Source organism: Arthrobacter sp. NicSoilB4 (assembly GCF_019977335.1).
In the GTDB taxonomy this organism is placed as follows: domain Bacteria; phylum Actinomycetota; class Actinomycetes; order Actinomycetales; family Micrococcaceae; genus Arthrobacter.
In genome coordinates, this window is record NZ_AP024653.1 from 3,319,926 (window position 1) to 3,339,756 (window position 19,831).

Annotated in this window: 21 protein-coding genes; 8 read left to right on the plus strand and 13 right to left on the minus strand. The window is 69.8% G+C overall.

What is annotated here, in order from left to right; all coding sequences use genetic code 11:
• Positions 1-41: 41 nt before the first annotated feature.
• A complete protein-coding gene (locus LDO13_RS15150) occupies positions 42-812 on the minus strand; it encodes a MerR family transcriptional regulator (RefSeq protein WP_224047505.1) in 771 nt (256 codons plus the stop codon).
• A 288-nt stretch (positions 813-1,100) separates the two neighbouring features.
• On the opposite strand from LDO13_RS15150, the gene LDO13_RS15155 reads away from it, so the two are divergent.
• From LDO13_RS15155 to LDO13_RS15170, 4 genes are all read left to right on the plus strand, one after another.
• Entirely contained in the window at positions 1,101-2,258 is a 1,158-nt protein-coding gene (locus tag LDO13_RS15155; RefSeq protein WP_224047506.1) for a hypothetical protein, read from the plus strand.
• A 51-nt stretch (positions 2,259-2,309) separates the two neighbouring features.
• A complete protein-coding gene (locus LDO13_RS15160; protein WP_224047507.1) occupies positions 2,310-2,771 on the plus strand; it encodes a hypothetical protein in 462 nt (153 codons plus the stop codon).
• Between the two features lie 69 nt (positions 2,772-2,840).
• Positions 2,841-3,410: a hypothetical protein gene (locus LDO13_RS15165; RefSeq protein WP_224047508.1), complete on the plus strand. Its 570-nt coding sequence runs from the start codon at positions 2,841-2,843 to the stop codon at positions 3,408-3,410.
• 134 nt (positions 3,411-3,544) lie between these two features.
• Positions 3,545-4,027 carry a DUF6023 family protein gene (locus LDO13_RS15170; RefSeq protein WP_224047509.1) on the plus strand — a complete coding sequence of 161 codons (483 nt, stop codon included), beginning with the start codon at positions 3,545-3,547 and terminating at the stop codon, positions 4,025-4,027.
• A gap of 13 nt (positions 4,028-4,040) precedes the next feature.
• On the opposite strand, the gene LDO13_RS15175 is transcribed toward LDO13_RS15170, so the two are convergent.
• A complete protein-coding gene (locus LDO13_RS15175) occupies positions 4,041-4,934 on the minus strand; it encodes a rhodanese-related sulfurtransferase (RefSeq protein WP_224047510.1) in 894 nt (297 codons plus the stop codon).
• A 152-nt stretch (positions 4,935-5,086) separates the two neighbouring features.
• Here LDO13_RS15175 and LDO13_RS15180 point away from each other — a divergent pair, with 152 nt between their 5' ends.
• On the plus strand, positions 5,087-5,779 hold the full coding sequence (locus tag LDO13_RS15180) for a GNAT family N-acetyltransferase (protein ID WP_224047511.1): 693 nt from the start codon (positions 5,087-5,089) through the stop codon (positions 5,777-5,779).
• 61 nt (positions 5,780-5,840) lie between these two features.
• Complete coding sequence (locus LDO13_RS15185; protein WP_224047512.1) at positions 5,841-8,228, plus strand: DEAD/DEAH box helicase; 2,388 nt, start codon at positions 5,841-5,843, stop codon at positions 8,226-8,228.
• A 17-nt stretch (positions 8,229-8,245) separates the two neighbouring features.
• Here the strand turns inward: LDO13_RS15185 and LDO13_RS15190 are convergent, their stop codons facing one another.
• From LDO13_RS15190 to ssd, 7 genes are all read right to left on the minus strand, one after another.
• A complete protein-coding gene (locus tag LDO13_RS15190; protein ID WP_224047513.1) occupies positions 8,246-8,668 on the minus strand; it encodes an Rv3654c family TadE-like protein in 423 nt (140 codons plus the stop codon).
• Entirely contained in the window at positions 8,665-9,114 is a 450-nt protein-coding gene (locus LDO13_RS15195) for a TadE family type IV pilus minor pilin (protein ID WP_224047514.1), read from the minus strand. Before LDO13_RS15195 ends, LDO13_RS15190 begins: the two co-directional genes overlap by 4 nt.
• A 41-nt stretch (positions 9,115-9,155) precedes the next feature.
• Positions 9,156-9,404, minus strand: coding sequence for a DUF4244 domain-containing protein (locus tag LDO13_RS15200; RefSeq protein WP_224049805.1), 249 nt, complete (start codon positions 9,402-9,404; stop codon positions 9,156-9,158).
• 242 nt (positions 9,405-9,646) lie between these two features.
• Positions 9,647-10,234, minus strand: a complete 588-nt coding sequence (locus tag LDO13_RS15205; RefSeq protein ID WP_224049806.1) for a type II secretion system F family protein — start codon at positions 10,232-10,234, stop codon at positions 9,647-9,649.
• Positions 10,235-10,260: 26 nt separating this feature from the next.
• Positions 10,261-10,905 carry a hypothetical protein gene (locus LDO13_RS15210; RefSeq protein ID WP_224047515.1) on the minus strand — a complete coding sequence of 215 codons (645 nt, stop codon included), beginning with the start codon at positions 10,903-10,905 and terminating at the stop codon, positions 10,261-10,263.
• 176 nt (positions 10,906-11,081) lie between these two features.
• Positions 11,082-12,398 (minus strand): TadA family conjugal transfer-associated ATPase, encoded by a 1,317-nt coding sequence (locus LDO13_RS15215; RefSeq protein WP_224047516.1) that lies wholly within the window; start codon positions 12,396-12,398, stop codon positions 11,082-11,084.
• On the minus strand, positions 12,395-13,504 hold the full coding sequence (gene ssd, locus LDO13_RS15220; protein ID WP_224047517.1) for a septum site-determining protein Ssd: 1,110 nt from the start codon (positions 13,502-13,504) through the stop codon (positions 12,395-12,397). The genes LDO13_RS15215 and ssd overlap by 4 nt, the downstream gene beginning before the upstream one ends.
• A gap of 116 nt (positions 13,505-13,620) precedes the next feature.
• On the opposite strand from ssd, the gene LDO13_RS15225 reads away from it, so the two are divergent.
• Positions 13,621-15,345, plus strand: coding sequence for a bifunctional 3'-5' exonuclease/DNA polymerase (locus LDO13_RS15225; protein ID WP_224047518.1), 1,725 nt, complete (start codon positions 13,621-13,623; stop codon positions 15,343-15,345).
• A gap of 141 nt (positions 15,346-15,486) precedes the next feature.
• A complete protein-coding gene (locus LDO13_RS15230; protein ID WP_346347021.1) occupies positions 15,487-15,747 on the plus strand; it encodes a YegP family protein in 261 nt (86 codons plus the stop codon).
• Positions 15,748-15,808: 61 nt separating this feature from the next.
• Here LDO13_RS15230 and LDO13_RS15235 read toward each other — a convergent pair whose 3' ends face one another.
• The 4 genes from LDO13_RS15235 to LDO13_RS15250 all read right to left on the minus strand — a co-directional run bounded on the left by LDO13_RS15235 (position 15,809) and on the right by LDO13_RS15250 (position 19,738).
• Positions 15,809-16,507, minus strand: a complete 699-nt coding sequence (locus LDO13_RS15235) for a CoA pyrophosphatase (RefSeq protein WP_224047519.1) — start codon at positions 16,505-16,507, stop codon at positions 15,809-15,811.
• Positions 16,504-17,274 (minus strand): endonuclease III, encoded by a 771-nt coding sequence (gene nth / locus LDO13_RS15240; protein ID WP_224049807.1) that lies wholly within the window; start codon positions 17,272-17,274, stop codon positions 16,504-16,506. Before nth ends, LDO13_RS15235 begins: the two co-directional genes overlap by 4 nt.
• 174 nt (positions 17,275-17,448) lie before the next feature.
• On the minus strand, positions 17,449-18,816 hold the full coding sequence (locus tag LDO13_RS15245; RefSeq protein WP_224047520.1) for a hypothetical protein: 1,368 nt from the start codon (positions 18,814-18,816) through the stop codon (positions 17,449-17,451).
• A 277-nt stretch (positions 18,817-19,093) separates the two neighbouring features.
• Positions 19,094-19,738, minus strand: a complete 645-nt coding sequence (locus LDO13_RS15250) for a hypothetical protein (RefSeq protein WP_224047521.1) — start codon at positions 19,736-19,738, stop codon at positions 19,094-19,096.
• Between the last annotated feature and the right edge of the window lie 93 nt (positions 19,739-19,831).

Genomic DNA, 19,831 nt, shown 5'->3' on the forward strand with positions numbered 1-19,831 from the left:
GGCGCAGGTCGGCCCCCTGCGCCGGAACCAGGGCCCAGGCCCTACAGGTGCTTCGCGGCGTAGATCCGCAGGGCGTCGCGGACGAAGGCTGCCCCGGCGTCGCCGCCGTAGTTCGCGGCGAAACGCGGATCGGCGACGTACATCTCGCCGAGCCCGGTGACGTAGCCCTTCGCGTCGCCGCCGCGCCCTGTCGCGGAAGCGGACGCCGGTGTGCCGGGAATTCCGGAGAGCCAGTCGACGTGCCGCCGGGCCAGCTCCTGGGCCTCGGGATTGTCCGCCGCAACACCCGACTCGGCTGCCGCGGTCCAGCCGCTTCCCAGCTCCCGCGACCGCTCCTGCCAGGCTTCCTTCTCTGCCGGGCCCATCCCGCGCCACCAGGAGTCGCTTTCCGCGTAGGCTTCCTTGCCCCAGCGTTGTTCCACTTCGCCCTTGTATTGGGTGTGGTCGAAGCCGTCGAACATCTTTTCCGCCACGATCTCTCCTCCTGCTTTCAGTACTTCGAGCGTCCGCCGGACCGAGGCAATCTGCCGCGCCAGCCTGTCCTGTTCCTGCCGCAACCAGTCAAGGTGGCGGCCCAGAGCCGGTCCGGCGTCTGGCTCGTGGTCGAGGACCTCCGCGATGGCCGGAAGCCCGAGCCCGAGGTCACGCAGGAGCAGGATGCGCTGCAGCCGCACGAGCGATGCCTGGTCGTAGTACCGGTAGCCGTTGTCTGCGGTCCGGCTCGGTTTGAGCAGCCCGATGTCGTCATAGTGACGCAGCGTCCGGCTCGTGGTCCCGGCGTTTCTGGCGATCTGTTGCACGGACCATTCCATCCGGCACGCTCCTTCCGCTCCGCCCCGACCTCTTTCCGGGCCGGTAATCCGATGCTAGATCTTGACGCTACGTCAAGGTCAAGGGGCTCCGCGGGGCACTCCCCGGGCGGCGGCAGCCTGCAGTAGCATGGGCGGTATGCACACGCAGCAGCGATTTATCAGCCCTCGGCCGCTTTCCGGCCGCACGGGCTTCTTGTCGCGCGCATAACTGCAGCTGCCGGGGTCCGTCCGGTGCAGCGGCTGAGGGTGAAGTTTCCCCTTCCCGCACCCAACACCAAGGACCCCCTCATGAAGAACTATCTGGCCCCCGCTGAGCTGCAATCCGCGCTGGCGCTCCGCGACTTGTCCGATCCCGCCCAGGGCCCCCACGCGATGTCACTGCTGTTGGCCGACGTCACGACTGGGCTGGAACGCCTCTGGAGCATCGAGGCGGAAACCCACCGGCTCAGTCCCCTCGTCGCTACCGCCGACAACTACGACCGCCTGGGCTACTCGACGGACGACGTCACCCGTGATTCGCGCTACTCGCGCCATGTCAGCCCCACAGTGATGCTGCGGAGCCACACGTCGGCGGGCGTTCCGGCGCTGCTGGACGCGCTGCGCCACGAAATGGGCCACTACGACCGGCTGCACGCCCTGCCCGGACTGGTGTACCGGCGGGACTCGATCGACCGCACGCACGTCGGGGCCCCGCACCAGGTGGATTTATGGCGGCTCAAAGCGCGCGGCCTGCTGGGGCCGGCCGCGCTGCACGAAATGATGGCAGCGGTCGTGGAGGCGGTTCTCCCCGCCGCCCTGCACCCGGACGTGGAGTGGCGCGCAACCCGGGCAACCCACAGCTATACGGATACGGGCAGGCAGCTCGACGTACTGGTCACTCAGCCGGACGGACGGCGGGAATGGCTGGAGCTGGCCGAATGCGGCCTCGTCGCCGCGCACGTCCTCCGCGGCTCCGGGCTGGATCCGCGCCGCTGGGCCGGCCTCGCCATGGGACTGGGGTTGGACCGTGCCCTGATGCTGCGCAAGGGCATCCGGGACATCCGGCTCCTGCGCTCGGAAAACCCCGACATCCAGATGCAGCTGCTGGACCTGGACCCCTACCGCCCGGTGTCGGTCATGCCGGAGGTCAGGCGCGATCTTTCCCTCGTGCTGGGTTCCGCGACGGAGGCCGACGTCGAACTGCTGGGTGACCGTGCGCGGACGGCCCTCGGGGCGGAGGCGGAGTTGCTGGCCGCATTGGAGATCCGGTCCGTCACCCCGGCGTCGGGGCTTCCTGCCGCCGCCGTCGAACGGCTCCGGCTCGCTCCGGACCAGGTGAATGTGCTGCTGCGGCTGGTGCTGCAGCCGCTCGACCGGACCCTGACCGATGAGGAGGCCAACCTCATCCGCGACCGCGTGTACCTTGCCCTGCACCGGGGCCGGGTGATGGAGCTCATCGGCGGGTAGGGGTGCCGGGGGCCGGTCCGGGGGCGCCGGCAACAGCGGTAAGTTTGAGGAATGTTCCTCCGCCTCCCCAGCCCCCTCCCCGCCGGGATCATCCGGCAGCGCGCACTTGGCGCCGCGGCGGGCGCCGCCGTCGTCCTGGCCGCCGTCGCATGCTCCCCGGCCGGTTCCATCGAGTCAGCCGATGTGCCGGCGTGGAAGGCTACGGCGCTTCCCCCGGCCGATGGCACGGTGCTCGAGGAGGCGGGAAAGATCCTCAACCGGGAGCCGATCGTCAACACTGCAACCGGGATCGGGCCGGGCACGTACGTCCTGACCACCACGTGCGACGGCGGCGGCAAGGCCTTCTTCGATGTCTCCCTCGACGGCACCCGGCTGACCGAGGCCGGAGCGGCGTGCAACGGAAGCCGCGAGACGGCGCGCATCAAGGTTCCCGCCGCCGGCACGCTCCGGATCAGCACCTCGAGTGTTGATGCTCCCCTCATCTACGCGTACCAGTTGGTGCCCGCGGAATAGCGGCCTTTCCGGGGCCACGGGCGCGGCGCTGTGACTTGCGCCCGCGGCCCCGGCCGTTAGGCTCGGTGCATGTCTGCTACTGGGGGTATGCACCGGACGCGCGGAACCGCCGTGTTGCTGGCCGTGGCCGCCGCCGGGCTGTCCGGGTGTGAATACGCGGACGACGTCGGCGCGCTGCCGGCCGTTTCCAGCACTCCCAGCCGGTCGTATGCGGCCAGGGCGCCGCTGCCGACCCGGGATCCGCAAATCGTTGCCGCCGAAACCCGCAATCTGTTGGAACTCGGGGCCGTCCTCGACGGCTCCCCGGAGGATTTCCTGTTCGGCGGATCGGGCGGGATCGGCGGCACCAGCAGCGCTGGGTTTTCGACGTCGGGCCCCGTCAGACAGGCCGGCCAGTACAAGGTCACGGCAGCCTGCGTGGGGGTACCGGATGCGCATTTGTCCGTCACCCAGGGTGCCCGCGAGGGCGGCACGTTGCTGGAGCTCAGCGTCGAATGCGGCAGCGCGGTGGAAGCGGTGGTTGACCTGGTACCCGGGTCCGTCTCGGCGCACCTCATCCACTACGGCAGCGGCGTATCCGGGCCGGGAACCGGCGCCGTCGCGGGGATCAGGATCAGCTTTGGCGGCCCCGGGCAGTAGGCGCCGGACCGGCCCGGTACCGGCCCGGTTGCGGGGGCCGTTGGACTCTGGCGCCCGGCCCCGTGGAGGGTTAGCGTCACGATATGCCCACTGTTCCGTTGCCGGGCTCACCACGCACTCGCACGGCATCCGCCGTGGGGACACTGCTTGTGCTGGTGCTGGCGCTGGCCGGCTGCGTCTACGAATATGACGACGGATCAGACAGCGGGACGGCCCCCGCCTCCGCCCCGGCTTTCACGGATCCGGCCCTGCCCAGGGATCCCGCCGCGGACCAGCCCGTCTCCGGCGCAGAGCTGGATGCGTGGGCGGCGCAGGTGCTGCCCGGAGCCGAGGGACAGGTGGTTCACACCAACTTCGGCATCCTGGAAGCCGAGGAGGAACGGGAAGAGACCACCGCGAAGCTGCCCGAGGGAAGCTACGCCGTGACTTTGGCCTGCCGGAGTCCGCGCCGTGTCTCGTTCAGCGTCGGCCTTGACGACACGGAACTCGTGGACCTGAACCTGCGTTGCGGAACCTCACGGGTCAACGTGGTCTATTTGCCCCCGGACGTCACGCTCCACATCAAGGTGGAAGCAAAGAGCGGCGCCAACTTCGCCTACCGGGTGAGCCGGATCTGAGGTCACCCGGGTTTCAGGCCGCGCAGCCGTCCGGGCAGCGGAGCGTCTCCGGGCTGGCGGCGCAGTCCGGGCAGTAGAGCGTGAGCGTGCGGCAGGACGGGTTGGAGCAGTTCTCAAACTTGCTGGTGGGCGCCGAGCAGCGGACGCATTCGCCGATGGTCTTCGCGTCCTCGCTGAATTCCAGGTGCATGCGCTTGTCGAACACGTAGAGGGAGCCCTCCCAGAGACCCTGGTCCTTGAAGGTTTCGCCGTAGCGGACGATTCCGCCGTCGAGCTGGTAGACCTCCTTGAACCCGCGGTTCACCATGAGGCTGGACAGCACCTCGCAGCGGATGCCGCCGGTGCAGTAGGTGACCACCGGCTTGTCCTTGAGCGCGTCGTACTTGCCCGAGTCGAGTTCCCGGATGAAGTCGTGCGTGGTGGCCACGTCCGGGACGATCGCGTCCTTGAATTTGCCGATCTGGGCTTCGAAGCCGTTGCGGCCGTCGAAGAAGACCACCTCCTCGCCGGACTCCTTCCGCGCTTCCACGAGCTGGTGAAGTTCCTCGGGTTTGAGGTGTTTCCCGCCGCCGACGACGCCGTTGGCATCGACGGTGAGTTCCCCCGGGGCCCCGAAGGACACAATCTCGTCGCGGACCTTGACGCTCAGTCGGGGGAAGTCCGCGGCGCCGCCGTCGGACCATTTCACGTCGATGCCGTGGAAGCCCTGGTATTCCCGCGTTGTCTTCACGTACTGCTTGACCGCGCTCAGTTCGCCGCCCACGGTCGCGTTGATACCGTCCTTGGAGATGATGATGCGGCCGGTCAGGCCGAGTTTCTCGCAGAGGGCACGTTGCCAAAGCCGGATGGCCTCCGGATCCGCAAGAGGGATAAAGCCATAAAAGAGCACAATTCTGTTCAAAGCCACGGTTTAAGGGTACTGGGTGGGCCGAAACAGCAGGGCCGCCGGGTCCGGCCGCGCCCGTCCCGGAGGGGCGGTCCGGTCACAATTGCGTAAGCAGGGCCTGTTCGCGGACCCGGCCCCTGTTGCTTGTGGCGGGGCTGGAATACGCTCATCTCATGAGTCTTGAGGCCATGGTTGAAGACACTACCCATCTCTTGGAAATCTGGGTCACCGGCTGGGCCGGCTGCCGCGGATATGAGACACGCAGGGAGGGTCGGTTCCCTGCGGCCTTCAGGGCGGACACGACTCACGAATGGGAATACTTCGCCCATAACCCGTCAGATGCGGAGTTCAAAGCCCTGGCCGATACGACTACTGAAGTTCCCGCCCGCATCCTCACGATCCTGACGAACGACGTCGCGCGGTACACGTTCCTCGCCCAGCAGCACCGGCTGAACGTCACGTCGGCCTCGCAGACCATGATGATCGTGGACATGGAGACCCAGGACGCCGAGGATCCCTGGCTTCCCGATGATGACCTGAGGTGGGTTCCGTCGCGGACGGACGGCGTCCACCATGCCACGGTCTACGCCGGTGACGAGGTGGCAGCGAGCGGACAGGTGTTTGTGGCTGACCACACCGCAGTCTTCGACAAGATCGTTACGGAGCCGGGGTACCAGCGCCGGGGCCTGGGCAGCTTCATCATGCGGGCCCTCGCTGCCCAGGCTTTCGAGCACGACGTCGAAACCGGGCTGCTGCTCGCTTCCCTCGACGGACAGAAGCTTTACTCGCACCTGGGCTGGACCGCGGTCTGCCATGTGCTGATGCTCTCCGCCTCGGATGAGGGCACTGACCTGTCCGTGGGCTGAGGCTCCGGGCTGCTGCGTCCATTCCCCCGGACGATTTGAGGCCGGGTGAAAGAATGTACGAGTGAACCCACATGAGTCCCTGATTCCGTTGCTGGGCCGCGGCCCGGACCCGGAACAGCTCCGTCATGTGCGCACCATCCCCGCCCGCCGGGCCGTGCACGCGCCGTGGCCCGAGTGGGCGCATCCCGATCTCGTGAACGCCTACGGTTCCCTGGGCATCCACGAGCCCTACCGCCACCAGATCCAGGCGGCCGAACTCGCGCACGCCGGCGAGCACGTGGTGATCGCCACCGGCACCGCTTCCGGGAAGTCGCTGGCCTACCAGCTGCCGGCGCTGGACGCGGTCCACCGCTCCGAATTGCGGGTCCTCGCCGACCCGGGCAAGATCCACGACGACGGCGCTGTGACGCTTTATCTGTCCCCCACCAAGGCCCTGGCTGCGGACCAGTTGGCCGCCATCCGGGCGCTGCAGCTCCCCACCGTCCGGGCAGAGACGTACGACGGCGACACCGATCCCGCGTCCCGCCGGTGGATCCGGGACCATGCGAACTTCATCCTGGCCAACCCGGACATGCTGCACTTCGGGATCCTGCCCAACCATGCCTGGTGGGCCCGGTTCTTCCGCCGGCTGCGCTACGTGATCGTGGATGAGGCCCACAGCTACCGCGGCGTCTTCGGTTCCCACGTGGCCAACCTGATGCGCCGGCTGCGGCGCATCTGCGCCTACTACAGCCCGGACGGGTCCGGGCCGGTGTTCATTGCCGCCTCGGCGACGGCGTCCGAACCCGGGACTTCCTTCGGCCGGCTCATCGGCGCTCCGGTGAGTGCCGTGTCCGAGGACTCTTCGCCCCATGGCGCCACCACCGTCGCGTTCTGGGAGCCTGCCCTGACCGAGCTCCGGGGCGAGAATGGCGCCAAGGAGCGGCGGACTGCGGTGGCGGAAACCGCGGACCTGCTGGCCAATCTGGTGTCTTCGCGGGTCCGGACCATCGCCTTCATCAAATCCCGGCGCGGCGCCGAGACCATTGCCACCATCACCAAACGCCTCCTCGACGAGGTGGACCCCAGCCTGCCGCAGCGGGTGGCGGCCTACCGTTCCGGGTACCTGCCGGAGGAGCGCCGGGCCCTGGAGAAATCCCTGCGCTCCGGTGAGCTGCTGGGCGTCTCCAGCACGTCGGCCCTTGAACTGGGCATTGATATTTCCGGCCTCGACGCCGTGCTGGTCGCCGGCTGGCCGGGGACCCGCGCGTCGTTGTTCCAGCAGATCGGCCGGGCCGGCCGGGCAGGACAGGACGCCATCGCCGCGTTCGTAGCGAGCGACGACCCGCTGGACACCTATCTGGTGAACCACCCCGGGGCGATCTTCGACGTCTCCGTGGAGGCCACCGTCTTCGATCCCTCCAACCCCTATGTGCTGGGCCCGCACCTGTGCGCAGCCGCTGCGGAACTGCCACTGGGAAACGCCGAGCTGGACCTGTTCGGCGCCACGTCCGAGAAATTGCTGGACCAGCTGGTGGCCCAGGGCTACCTGCGCCGGCGCCCCGCCGGATGGTTCTGGACCCACCCGCAAAGCGCCGCGGCCATGGTGAACCTGCGGGCCGACGGCGGCGGCCCGGTGAGCATTGTGGACGCCGACACCGGGTCCCTGCTCGGGACCATGGATTCCCCGCAGACGCACTACCAGGCCCACACCGGCGCCATCTACGTCCACCAGGGCGACAGCTATGTGGTGGAAGACCTGAACGAGGACGACCACTGCGTGATGGTGCGCCGTGCGAACCCGGACTACTACACCACAGCCCGGGACGTGACCCAGATCGAGGTGCTCGAGACGCTGCGCACCACCCAGTGGGGCGATGTGGCGGTGCATTTCGGCGACGTAAAGGTGACGACGCAGGTGGTCTCCTTCCAGCGCAAGGCCCTGATTTCGAATGAGATCCTTGGCGAGGAACCCCTGCAGCTGGGCGCCAGGGACCTGTTCACCAAGGCCGTGTGGTTCGTCCTGGACAACCGTTCGCTGACCGGTGCGGGTCTGATCGAGGCGCAGTTCCCCGGCGCCCTGCACGCTGCCGAACACGCGGCGATCGGGCTCCTGCCCCTGGTTGCCTCCAGCGACCGCTGGGACATCGGCGGCGTGTCCACGGCCATCCACGCCGACACCGGGGTGCCGACCATCTTTGTGTACGACGGCCACCCCGGCGGGGCAGGCTTCGCCGAGCGCGGCTACGACAAGGCCAGGGTCTGGCTCGCCGCCACCCGCGACGCGATCGAGGCCTGCGAGTGCGAGTCCGGCTGCCCGTCCTGTGTGCAGTCGCCCAAGTGCGGCAACAAGAACAACCCCCTCGACAAGGACGCCGCAGTGACCCTCATCGATGTGCTGCTCAAGGACGCTACGGACCAGATGCGCACCGGATTGCCGGACCACGCCGGGACACCGCTGCAGGCCTAACCGCGGAGGGCACCGGCTCACGGCGGCGGCCCCGCCCTGGCCAGGCCGGTGGCCCCTCCCAGGGGCGTCCGGATATCGAGCTCAGTGCGGACCTGTACTGTGCTCCCGGGTCCTTCCCGACAGCTCAGGATCCTGGCCCCATTCCGGCGCGCGACGTCCGCGGCGACGGCGCACGGCTCTCCAGGCGTGATGCGCCGGGCAGCGTCGGCGCCGGCCAGCGCCGCCAAATCTGCGGCGGCCGCCGCCCGGAACGCCAGCGCAGCCGACTGGGCCAGCAGCACGATCAGGACCGCCGCGGCGATGACCACCATCCCCAGACCCAGCGCCAGGACGGTGCCGGCGCCGCGTTCCGGGGCGTTCAGGGACTCAGGGGGTTCCGTATGCCCCGGGCACCGCCGGCGGCTGCCCGGAGCGGTTATGAGCGGGTTGGGCTGGCTCATGCGGCAGGGCCCTGCAACTGAAAGTTCCCGGTCCGGGGAACCCTGGCCGCGCCCGAAGGGCCGGACGATTCGCCCCGTGCCCAGGCCCGGGCAGAGAGAGTCCAGGGAAGAAGCGCACCGACGGCACCGGGAACCCTGCCCGAGACCGTCACGCTGAGCCACTCGCCGTCGGACGCCACGGCTGACGCCGCTGAGTTGCCCGCGAGCCGGCGGACGATCCCGTCCACGGCGGCTGCATCGTCGCCACGGGCCAGTGCGCGGGCGCCGGCCCGGGCCGCTTCCTCCAGGCGCAGCTGCGTGACTCCCGCCGCTGAGCCGGCCAGCAGGAGTACCAGCAAGAGCAGGACCGCGGGCAGCGCGACCGCGAATTCCGCCGTCACGGCGCCGCGGCACGGTTCGCCGGCCGCGCCCGGCCGCCCGCGGGCGATCGCTGCTGCGGGCGGCACTGCTGCTGCGCGTTTCAGATTCCTCGGAGGCTGTCCGGGGCTCATGGCAAGGCGAGCGCCGTGCGGATGAGGTTCAACAGAAAGCCCCGGACCTCATCACTGCGCATGATGAAGACGAGGATGCCGGCAAACCCGACCGCGGCCAGCGTGGCGATGGCGTATTCGGCCGTCGCCATTCCTCCCTCGGAGCCCAGCAGTCTTCCGGGCCTTCGCGCCCGGACTGGGTCGGCCTTACCGGCTCCCGGATAGATCTCGCGGACCTCAGCGCGGTCCGGCTCGGCGTGGACCATCCGGGTGGCGCGGGTGGGCGCAAGGTCGTGCTCTGGCATGGGATTTTCCTTTCGTCGTGTTCCGGCGGACCGCCGGCACTCTCCACTCTTCCGGCCCGATGAGCGGCCAGTAAGGGCCGGTTCCTGCCAAGTGGAAAACTCCGGCCCAGGCAGGCTGTGGGGGAATGCTCATGGCCGGACGCGTCCAGCTCCCCCGCAGGATTGGTCCGGCAGGATCGGTCCGGCAGGATCAGCCCGGAGGATCAGCCCGGCAGCATCGCCAGCAACACAGGAACGACGCCGAGGCAGACGAACGCCGGCAGCGAACACAGGCCGAGCGGCACAACGAGCTTCACCCCCAGGGCCGCTGCCTGTTTCTCCGCGGTCCGGAACCGTTCGCGGCGCAGGCGCGCTGCCTGGGCATACAGGATGGCGGAGGACGGGGCTCCCGTGAGCGCGGCAAATCCCAGGGCATCACGCAGGGCAAGAAGCCCCGGCGGCCCGGAGCCCGAGCCGCGCCAGGCTGTGTCCCAGTCGGCACCAACGGCGAGCGCCGCCACGACCGGCCGCAGCGAACCGCGGATCGCGGGGGTTGCCAGCTCCGCAGTCAGCGCCAGGGCACGGCCGAGACCGGCTCCCGCGTCGAGCATCGCACCGATCAGTTCCAGCATCATTGCCGCATCACTGAGCCCCGGCCCGGGCACGCCTGGTTCGCCGGGTGGCCCGTCGCCGCATCGCGTGCTGGCCGGTAGACCGGCATCCGGAGCCGGCAGCGTCCGGCGCATGAGCCTCCGTCTGGCGATGCCATGGCCGGAGAAAGCCGTAACGGCTGCGATCGCCAGAACCGCCATCACCGCCCAGCCCGCGGCGGCTGCCGTCACGGCTGCAGTCCCTCAGCCGCCCGGACGAGCCGTGCCGACCAGAACCGGCCTGCAGCCGTGAGACCCAGGCCCGCCACGAGCGCCGCCACGCCCCAGGGGTTTCCCAGCAGGACCTCGGCAGGATCGACGCCCAGCAGCAAGCCCAGGCCAAGGCCGAGGAACGGCAGCCATGCCAGCAGCCGCACGGTTGCGCGGGGCCCGGCCAGCGCCGTCTGGCGGGCGGCCTCGACGTCGTCCTCCGCCTCAAGCTGGGCCGCGAATCTCATCAACACGTCCGCCAGCGGGCAGCCCGTGGCTTCGGCAACGTCAAAGCACGCGGCGAGCTGGAACCAGATACGGCGCTCGGACGACCCGCCGCCTGCACCCTCGTTCTGGCGTGTCCCGGCTGCTCGGCCGAAAGCAGCGGCGCCGGCGGAGCGGATGGCGGCTCCCACGGGAGACCCGCGCGTCGCGGCCGCGCGGGCGGCAGCGAGCATCCGCACGGATCCCGGCGCCAGCACCGGGCTCCGGCCGGGCATTGGCTCCCCGGACAGGGCCGTGGCAGGACCGGCCACGTGCAGGAGCCACAGTTCGTCCCACAGCCGCGCGGGAGTACGGCCGCCCTTCAGCAACGCCGCCAACTGCTGCACGAGCAAGTTCATCGAAACCGCAGCGGCGCTCCGGCGCCGCCGGGGCACCGGGACGGGTCCTGCTTGCGTGCCGGCGGGCACTCCACCGCGTGGGCCAGCCAACGCCATGCGAATCCGGTGTCGTGGGGCACCTGCTCGCGAAGACGCCAGGAACACCGCGATCACCAGGACGCACACGAGTGCAGCAGTCACGCCATTCCCCCGCCCGGGTCCTTCCGCACCGCTACTTCCTGCAGGCGCGCTGGTCCCCCGGGGCCGGGTGTGTCCAGTCCGCCGGGGTCCAGCCCGAGGCGGACCGCCAGCCCCGGCCAGGCCGCCCCACCCCGGACCGCCCCGCCGCAGATGTTTAGCGCCGACTCGACCACCAGGCCGGCCGGGCTGTTTTCCAGCACGCCAATGCCGGCCACGGACCGCCCGTTGTTCAGCCTTTCCACATGGACCACAGCGTCGAGGGCGCTGACTGCCTGCAGGCGCACCGCGTCCTGCCCCATCCCGGCCAGGGCACCGAGCGCCGTCAGCCGTGCGGGCACGTCGGCAGCGGTGTTGGCGTGGATCGTGCTGCCGCCTCCGCTGTGGCCGGTATTCATGGCAGCCAGCAGTTCCCGCACCTCGGCTCCGCGGCACTCCCCCACGACCAGCCGGTCCGGCCGCATCCTTAGTGACTGCCGCACGAGCTCGCCCAGGTCCACGACGCCGCCACCTTCCAGGTTGCCGTGCCGGGCCTCCAGCGAGACAACGTGCGGGTGGACCGGGTTCAGCTCCGAGGCGTCTTCGATCAGGACCAGCCGCTCGCCGGGCGAACACAGGCCGAGGAGCGTGGCAAGCAGCGTGGTTTTACCCGACCCTGTGGCGCCGCTGATCAGGAAGCTCAAACGGTGTTCCACCATCCGTTCCAGCACGGTCTGCACCAACGCCCCGAACATTCCGTTCCGCCGCAACTCGTCCATGGAGAAAACCCGGTCACGCCGGATCCTGATGCTCAGGAGTGTCCCCGCCGTGGAGATGGGCGGCAGGACGGCGTGGACCCGGAAGCCGCCGTCGAGCCTGACATCGACGCAGGGGGAGCCGTCGTCGAGCCGCCGCCCGCCGGCCGCCACCAGCCGCGCCGCCAGCGCACGGACCTGCGGCTCACCGGAGAACGCCGCCGGCGCCATTTCAAGCCCCTCACCGCGGTCCATCCAGACGGCGCCGGGGCCGTTGACGAAGATGTCTGTCACGGCCGGGTCGCGGACCAGCACCTGCAGTGGTCCCAGCCCGTTCAATTCCGCGCTGATGCCCTCGACGGCGGCCAGCGCGCCGGCCGTCCCCAGCAGGCGTCCGCTTGCTTGGACAGCGGCTGCCACACGCGACGGGGTCACCGGACCTGCATCGGACATCACGGATTCCCGGACGGACTCCAGCAGCCTCGCGTCAACGGAGGCGGCGCGGGCCGGAACCCGGTACCGCGGGATGCCCGGCCTGGCCCCGGCGTCCGGGGGCCCCGGCGCCGAATGGGCGGCGCTCATGATGTGCGTCCTGCGCCGAAGTCGAGGACCGTCCCGGCAAACCGCCGCACACTGCGCTGCCGTCCCGCGTCCAGCAGCCGCCCGGACTCCGTGGCGGCCGCGGCACGCCGGACGTCCGGCACGATCCCGGCCAGCGGCAGCCCGACAGACTCGGCTACCAGCCCGGCATCCAGCGAGGCCCCGGACCTGCCCCGCACGACGAGCACGGTCTCCACGGGAGGAAGGTCCTGCAGGAGTCGGGCCGTTGCCACGGCCGCCCGCAGGAGGGCGGGGGTAACCACGATCATCCGGTCGCAGTCCCAGGCGAAGGTCCGCAGCGTGTCCCGCCCCCGGCCGATATCCACGACTACCAGCTCGTAGCCGCGCCGGGCGGCGTCCAGCACACCGGCCACGACGGTGTGGTCTACTCCGCTGTAGCGCTCTTTGTTGCCGGGCCAGGAGAGGAACGGGAATCCCCCGGCCAGAGGCAGGGAATCGGCGAGCTGGCGGGCATCGATTGTGCCGCTGGCGCCAGCCAGATCCGGCCAGCGGAGGCCGGGCGTTTCTTCGGCGGCGAGCGCCAGTTCCAGTCCCCCGCCGCACGGATCTCCATCCACCAGCAGGACACGCACACCCTCGCGGGCAGCCGCATGGGCCAGCCAGACCGCGGCGGTGCTGGCCCCGGCGCCGCCGCAGCCGCCGACAATCCCAAGGACCAGCCCGCCAGGCTCTGGGGTCCGGGAGCGGCTGAGGTACTCGACGAGCCAGGTCGCGGCCCCGGGCAACACTGCGACGCGTTCCGCCCCAATAGCAGCCGCCAGCTGCCACAGGCGGTCGCCGTCTTCGTTGAGTCCTACGAGGACGGCCGGTGACCGTCCCCGCGGCGGCAACTCGTGGATGTCGCTGCCGAGCAGCACCACCGCAGCCGCGTCCCAGAACTGCGCCGCCTCCCTGATGGTCCCCACCGTCCGCAGCTGGCCGCCGGACGCCGCCACGATCCGTTCCACCTCGCCGCGCAGCAGCGCGTACTCCGTCACCAGCAGCGTCTCCGGCGACCCGTCCGGAAGCCACGGGCCGGGGCCAGCGGCGGGATCCGGGACTGGGCTTGCCAGCTGGTGCCTGCTCATGCGCCAACTCTTCCCGTCCGCCGAGCCCGCCATAACCCACGCCGGCGGCTATGTGGACAAGCCCGTGGACTATCCAATGAACAGGGGACTCCGCGCCGCAGGGCAGAATTGACCCTATGTACCTGTTGCTCGCCGCCCACGCTGACGGCGCAGCCCTCCAGGAACTCACCGCAGACGGCGCCCCGCACCCGGGCGCACCCGCACCGCGGGTCGTCAGCGCCGCCGAGCTGGCCGGCGTCGTGCGTGAACTCGAACAGCGGCGGCCGCGCTGGATCTGGCACCGCACGCAGGACTGGTACCCCGCCCTGCTGGCCGCCGGAGTGGAGCTGGAACGCTGCTACGACCTCACGTTGTGCGGCGCCATCCTGGCGCACTCGGAGTTCACTGCCCACACCGAATACGCGCAGAACGCGGAGAAACTGACCCAGGACGACGACGTGCAACAGCCGCCCCGCGCCCTGCAGCCGCCACCCCCGCCGCCCGACCAGGGAGCCCTGTTTGATGATCCGGGCTGGCGCAAGGCACACCGGCACAGTCCCGAGGACCTCCGCGCCGAATACGCCGCCCAGCAGGACGCCCTCAGCCAGGCGGGAGGCGTCGGCGTCGAACGCCTCGGAGACAACCGCAGGCAGCGCCTCCAGCTCCTGCTCGCGGCCGAGTCCGCCGGCGCCATGATCGCCGCGGAGATGCAGCACACCGGCGTGCCATGGCGGGAGGAACTTCATGAGCGGATCCTTGCCGACTACCTCGGCCCCCGGCCTCCCCAGGGGCACCGTCCGGCCAAGCTGGAAGCACTCACCGCCGAGCTTCGGCAGCTGCTGAACTCGCCGGCGTTGAACCCGGATTCGCCGCAGGAGCTCATGCGCGCCCTGCACCGGAACGGCATCGAGGTGAAGACGACGCGGCAGTGGGAACTGAAGGAATCCAGCCACCCTGCGATCGAACCGCTCCTGGCCTTCAAGAAACTCTCCCGGCTGCACGCTGCCAACGGCTGGGCCTGGCTGGATGCCTGGGTAAAGAACGGCCGGTTCCAGCCGGAGTACGTGGTGGGCGGGGTGGTCTCCGGCCGCTGGGCTTCCCGGGGCGGCGGGGCGCTGCAGATCCCGCGGCAGATCCGGGGCGCCGTCCATGCAGATCCGGGGCACAAACTGATCGTCGCCGACGCCTCGCAGCTCGAGCCCCGCGTGCTCGTGGCACTGGCGCAGGACGCCAAGATGGCCGAGGCCGCGCGTGACAAGGACCTGTATGCCGGCATCGCCGCACAAGGATTCGGCGGCGACCGCGCCAAGGCGAAGGTGGCGTTGCTTGGGGCGATCTACGGGGCCACCACCGGCGAGTCAGGCCGCCTGATGCCGCAGCTGACCCGCACCTATCCGCGCGCTGTCGGCTTCGTGGAACAGGCCGCCCGCGAGGGTGAGGCCGGAAGGACCGTCACCTCACGGCTGGGCCGCAGCAGCCCGCCGCCGTCCGGGCGCTGGCTGCAAAGCCAGCAGTCGACCAGCGCCGAGGAACAGCGCCGGGCCGATTCGCTCGCCCGCTCGCGAGGCCGGTTCACGCGCAATTTCGTGGTCCAGGGCTCCGCGGCGGACTGGGCGGCCTGCTGGCTGGCAGAACTGCGACGGCGGCTCCGCGCCATGCGCGCGGACGGTACCCCCGCCGGGGAACTGGTCTTCTTCCTGCACGACGAAGTCATGGTCCACTGTCCCGAAGCCGCAGTGGAGGATTGCATCCAGGCCATTGAGGAGTCGGCCAACGCCGCCAAGGAACTGCTGTTCGGCAGGATCCCGGTGGAATTCCCGGTCAGTGTGGCGGTCGTGGACTCGTACGACAACGCCAAATAATGCTCCGGAGACGCCCGCCGTAACGTACCCGTCGGTAGCGTTGTGCCCGCGTGTGACGGCGGTTACGCTCGGAAAGGCCGGTGGTTGAACCGATAGTTCACCGGCAATGCAACGACGCATATTTTTTGGGGAGGCAGCACCTTGGCTGGCATTTTTGAGATCGCCATGGCGGGCGAGAAGAAGTACTTCTTCAAGCTGACGGCATCCGACGGAACGGTGGTCGCCGTTTCACCACTGTTCAACACGATTAAGGGCGCCGCCGCGGGCATCAATGCCGTGCGGGAGAATGCCGCAACCGGACTCGTGGTCGACAAGTCCCGGGGCCGCAGCAAGTCCGTGCCCCCGCAGGCAGCCACGCGGGGAGCCACCACCCGGATCGGCGCCGGCATGGCCGCCGGCTAACAGCCAGCCGGCTAACAGCCAGCCCGGAATCCAGGCGAGGGAACGCGCTGGAGGTCCCGCATCAGCCGTGGAGCCTGCTCCAGGTGTCGACGCTGAGCAAGATCGAGCGGTCCCAGGGAACGGCCCATCCCAGCTGGTCGAAGAGCTGGTTGAGGATCATCCCGGTGAAGCCCCACACCACGACGTCGTTGACGGTGAACGCGGGGCTGTGGAATGTCTGCCCGGCCCTGGTCACGGTGGCCATCACCCGGTTGTCCGGATCCAGCAGGTCCCGGACCGGGACACGGAAGACCTGGGAAGACTCGCCGTAGTCAACTACCCGAACGGGTGACTGGGACGCCCACCAGCCGAGGACGGGTGTCACCAGGAAGTTTCCGCGCGGAAGGGCCAGCTCCGGCATCACGCCAAGGACCTCGACGCCGGCCGGGTCCAGCCCGGTTTCCTCTTCCGCCTCCCGCAGCGCGGCGTCGGTCCCGGACTCACCCGGTTCGATGCCGCCTCCGGGGAAGGCTACCTGCCCGGGATGGTCATCCAAGGTCTGGGCGCGCTGCAGCAGCAGGACGTCCAGATCGGCCGGGGCAAGGGCCTTGACCGAGGCCGCCGGGACGTTATCGAGTGAGCCGAAGAGCATCAGTACGGCGGCCCGGCGGACCCGCTCACCGGGCTCGACGGCGAGTTCCCGCCAGCGTGGATCCGGTGACGGCGCCGTTCCCGCCTCCACCGCCGCCACCAGATCGATGAGGTCCTGACGGGCCGTCACCGCGGCTTCCTCTGCGATTCCATCCGGATCTCCGCTGCCCGGTGCGTCTCGGCGAGCAGCTTCGAGAGCAGCTCCTCCTGTCCCGGGGCCAGCTCGTACTTCAGCAGCTTCTTCGCCTTCTCCGGGTCCGTCTCCCCCATGCCGTAACTGGGGCACCAGTTCGCCACCGCACACGCCCCGCACGCCGGTCTGCGGGAATGGCACACGCGCCGGCCGTGGAACACCACCCGGTGCGAGAGCATGGTCCAGTCCTTCGGTTCGAACAGTTCGCCGACGTCGGATTCGACCTTCACCGGATCCTCCGAATCCGTCCAGCCGAAGCGCTTCGCCAGGCGGCCAAAGTGGGTATCCACCGTGATTCCCGGGACGCCAAACGCATTCCCGAGCACCACGTTGGCGGTCTTCCGCCCGACGCCGGGAAGCGTCACCAGATCAGCGAGCCGGCCGGGCACCTCGCCGTCGTACTCATCCACCAGCCGGTTGCACAGCGCCATCAGGTTCCTGGTCTTCGCCCGGAAGAACCCGGTGGGTTTGATGATGGCCTCCAGGTCGGCCGGGTCCGCCTCCGCCATGCTCCGCGCGTCGGGGTAGCGCGCGAACAGCAGGGGCGTGATCTGGTTGACCGTCACGTCGGTGGTCTGCGCGGAAAGCACCGTGGCCACCACAAGCTCAAACGGGCTGCGGAAATCCAGCTCCGCATGGGCATACGGGTACTGCTCAGCGAGCGCCTTGTTGATCCGGCGGGCGCGCCGTTTCAAGCCCAGCAGGGACTCCCCCGCTGCCCGCGGCCCGGCGCTCTTGGTCCCGGCGCTTTTGCGGCGTGCGCTTTTGGCGTCCGGGGCAACGCCCAGCCCGGCGTCGGGAGCGGCGTCGGGAGTGGCAGTGCCTGGCGCGGCACCACCGGCGGCCGGATTGCGGGAGTTGGTGGCCACGGGGGCCGGCTAACCGCGTTCGATGTTGCTGAGGTCCCGCAGCACGCCGACGCGGCCGTCGGTGTGCTGGACCAGGAACTCGTGGCCCCGGTCCTCGAGTGCGAGTACCCAGCCGCCTGGTTCGATCACAAAGGCAGCTGCGCCGCTGTGCTCATCCATGGCGGTGCGGGGCTGTGCGACGGCGAACCAGAATGCCTCGTGGACGGGCTGGGCCTCGTGGTCCTCGGGACGGCTTGAGGGGTCGACGGTGGCGCCGATCGGCTCCTGCTGGCGCACCTGCGGGTTCACCGTGGTGGGGGCGCTGTGGCTTGCGGCCGCGGGAACCTCGGCAGCACGCGTGTCTTCAGCCGCTGAGGCGGCCCGGGCCTGCGCGTCCGGGGCTTGCCCGCCCGCAGCGGATTTTGCGGCGGGCGGCACGACGGCGGCGGCCTGGGTCTGCTCGGCGGCGGACGGTGCCTCCGGTGCGGATGCGGCGGGAACGACGGCGGCGGCCTGGGTTTCCGGGGCACTGACCACCGGGGTGGGCGCGGACTGGGTAGGTGCTTGCTGGGCGGGTGCCGGCGTCGGCGCTGCGGAACGGGCTGCCGCACCCGAGGCTGCGGCAGCGCCTGCTGCACCCGCGGCAGCGCCGAACGACGCGTCGCCGCGCGGGGCAGGTTCCGTGGCGGCAGACTGCCCGCCCGGGGTCATGCGCTTCGCCCAGCCGGCGACCGCGCTGGTACCGGCGGCCTTGGGCGCCTTCTCTTCAGTGGCCGCTTTCGGAGCCTTGGGGGCACGGGGCTTGCGGACGGGGACCGCCGCATCGCGGGCCACAATATGGGCAGGCACCTCTGCGCGGTCCAGGAAATCTCCGGCGAAGAAGGGGATCAGGCGGCCAAGCACTGTGGCCGAGAGCAGCCCGAGGGCGCCCACGAGGGCCAGCAGCATGCTGGGCACGAATGCGCCCGCGATGGACAGGAAGAAGAACGCGACGGCGAAGGACGCCACCACAGAGCCGAACTGGTCGACGGAAAGGGACCCGACGCGCATCTTCGTTCCGGGGCTGACGCGGCGCGCCACGAACAGTGCGGCAACGATCACCGGCAGGATGATCCCGAGGCCCAGGAAGAACAGGCTGCCCAGGTTCCACAGGTTGTAGCGGACGGCAAACATCGGGATCAGCGAGGCAACAAAGAGAATCAGTGTCGAGCCGAAGACGGTGAGATCGCGGACCGTGAAGGGCCCCAGGACCGCTTCGTTCTTCTTGCCGACCGGCTTGCTGCTTGCCTTGTCCACCGTGAAGCGGGGCGCGTCCCCGTAGCCGGTTGGCCGTTCCGCTCCCGCGTTGCCCTGGCTCTGGGCGGGCTGCTTGAGCTGCCCGTTTGCTTGCTCGTTCATTCGGTTCTCCTTAGCATGGCGGCACCCTGGACAGCACCGTCTAACGGCAGGCCGAGCAGGGACCGCGAGCGGTCCCGTCGCCTCCATCGGATGTCACAACTTCATCTCAGCCTAGTCAAGTGGCAGGCCGATCACTAGCTGACAAGCCGGGGACGGTGGCACAAGAGTCAGGCCCGGCATCCCGGTGCCGCGGGTCGAGGCATGCGTCATTCGAGCACAACCTGTGGCTCGTCGCGCCCGCAGCAGGCGCGGTTTCCCCCGGGCACGGGTCCATCAGTCAACGGTCCCCGGCGGCTGTCCGCAGGGCCCGGCTGTAGGCCGCGGGTTCGTTGCGGGTGGCGGCAGAGACTGCCAGATGCCGGGCGGTGATGCGCCGGGCGAAGTATCCCTGGCAGGGCAGGACAATCACGGTGTCCAGGCCGTTTTCCCAGGCGGCGATCAGGGCGGGCAGGCTCTGAGGCTCTGGGAGCTCGGCCGCGTTCCTGCCCGGATGGGTGTCGGCGTGCGGCCGGGACACCATTACCCAGGCGTTGTACGCGCCGGTGTCGATGCCGTCCCAGCCATAGTCCGCCTGCCAGAACGGCGGGACCAAGGGGTCGAGGCCGTGTCCCGGCTGCCAGACGGAACGCAGGCGGGCCGGACTCGGGTGGACCGTCGGGTCCGGCTCCTCCACGGAGTACCAGTCCCACAACCGGGCCCAGGCACGGTGCCAGCGGGCTTCCCACTCCGCCGGCGTTGCCGAATCCGGGAGCTGCGAAATCCCGGCTTCGGGCAGCGGCTCCAGCCGGGGCACATCGGCGTCGCCGGCTATGTGCCAGGCGTCGCGGATGAACAGCAGGAGGGTCAGATGGTGCGGGGTATCCACACGGATGGCCATGCCAGGCGGGCACGGGTTGTCCGGCACCGGATCCCAGTACTTCATGCGCCTCTTCCCCCCAATAGCGGCCGAGTCAGCCTCGCCCCATTCTGGCGAAGGACGGCCACCAGCACCAGAGCCTCCGCCTGCCCCCCGCCA

Excerpts from the sequence above, each read along its gene's own strand:
- LDO13_RS15215 (WP_224047516.1), bottom strand. The coding sequence starts at position 12,398 with ATGAGCGCCGCCCATTCGGCGCCGGGGCCCCCGGACGCCGGGGCCAGG.
- LDO13_RS15150 (WP_224047505.1), bottom strand. The coding sequence starts at position 812 with ATGGAATGGTCCGTGCAACAGATCGCCAGAAACGCCGGGACCACGAGC.
- LDO13_RS15180 (WP_224047511.1), top strand. The coding sequence starts at position 5,087 with ATGAGTCTTGAGGCCATGGTTGAAGACACTACCCATCTCTTGGAAATC.
- LDO13_RS15165 (WP_224047508.1), top strand. The coding sequence starts at position 2,841 with ATGTCTGCTACTGGGGGTATGCACCGGACGCGCGGAACCGCCGTGTTG.
- LDO13_RS15250 (WP_224047521.1), bottom strand. The coding sequence starts at position 19,738 with ATGAAGTACTGGGATCCGGTGCCGGACAACCCGTGCCCGCCTGGCATG.
- LDO13_RS15205 (WP_224049806.1), bottom strand. The coding sequence starts at position 10,234 with ATGGCGGTTCTGGCGATCGCAGCCGTTACGGCTTTCTCCGGCCATGGC.
- ssd (WP_224047517.1), bottom strand. The coding sequence starts at position 13,504 with ATGAGCAGGCACCAGCTGGCAAGCCCAGTCCCGGATCCCGCCGCTGGC.
- LDO13_RS15155 (WP_224047506.1), top strand. The coding sequence starts at position 1,101 with ATGAAGAACTATCTGGCCCCCGCTGAGCTGCAATCCGCGCTGGCGCTC.
- LDO13_RS15245 (WP_224047520.1), bottom strand. The coding sequence starts at position 18,816 with ATGAACGAGCAAGCAAACGGGCAGCTCAAGCAGCCCGCCCAGAGCCAG.
- LDO13_RS15225 (WP_224047518.1), top strand. The coding sequence starts at position 13,621 with ATGTACCTGTTGCTCGCCGCCCACGCTGACGGCGCAGCCCTCCAGGAA.
- LDO13_RS15210 (WP_224047515.1), bottom strand. The coding sequence starts at position 10,905 with ATGAACTTGCTCGTGCAGCAGTTGGCGGCGTTGCTGAAGGGCGGCCGT.
- LDO13_RS15200 (WP_224049805.1), bottom strand. The coding sequence starts at position 9,404 with ATGGTCCACGCCGAGCCGGACCGCGCTGAGGTCCGCGAGATCTATCCG.
- LDO13_RS15160 (WP_224047507.1), top strand. The coding sequence starts at position 2,310 with ATGTTCCTCCGCCTCCCCAGCCCCCTCCCCGCCGGGATCATCCGGCAG.
- LDO13_RS15190 (WP_224047513.1), bottom strand. The coding sequence starts at position 8,668 with ATGAGCCAGCCCAACCCGCTCATAACCGCTCCGGGCAGCCGCCGGCGG.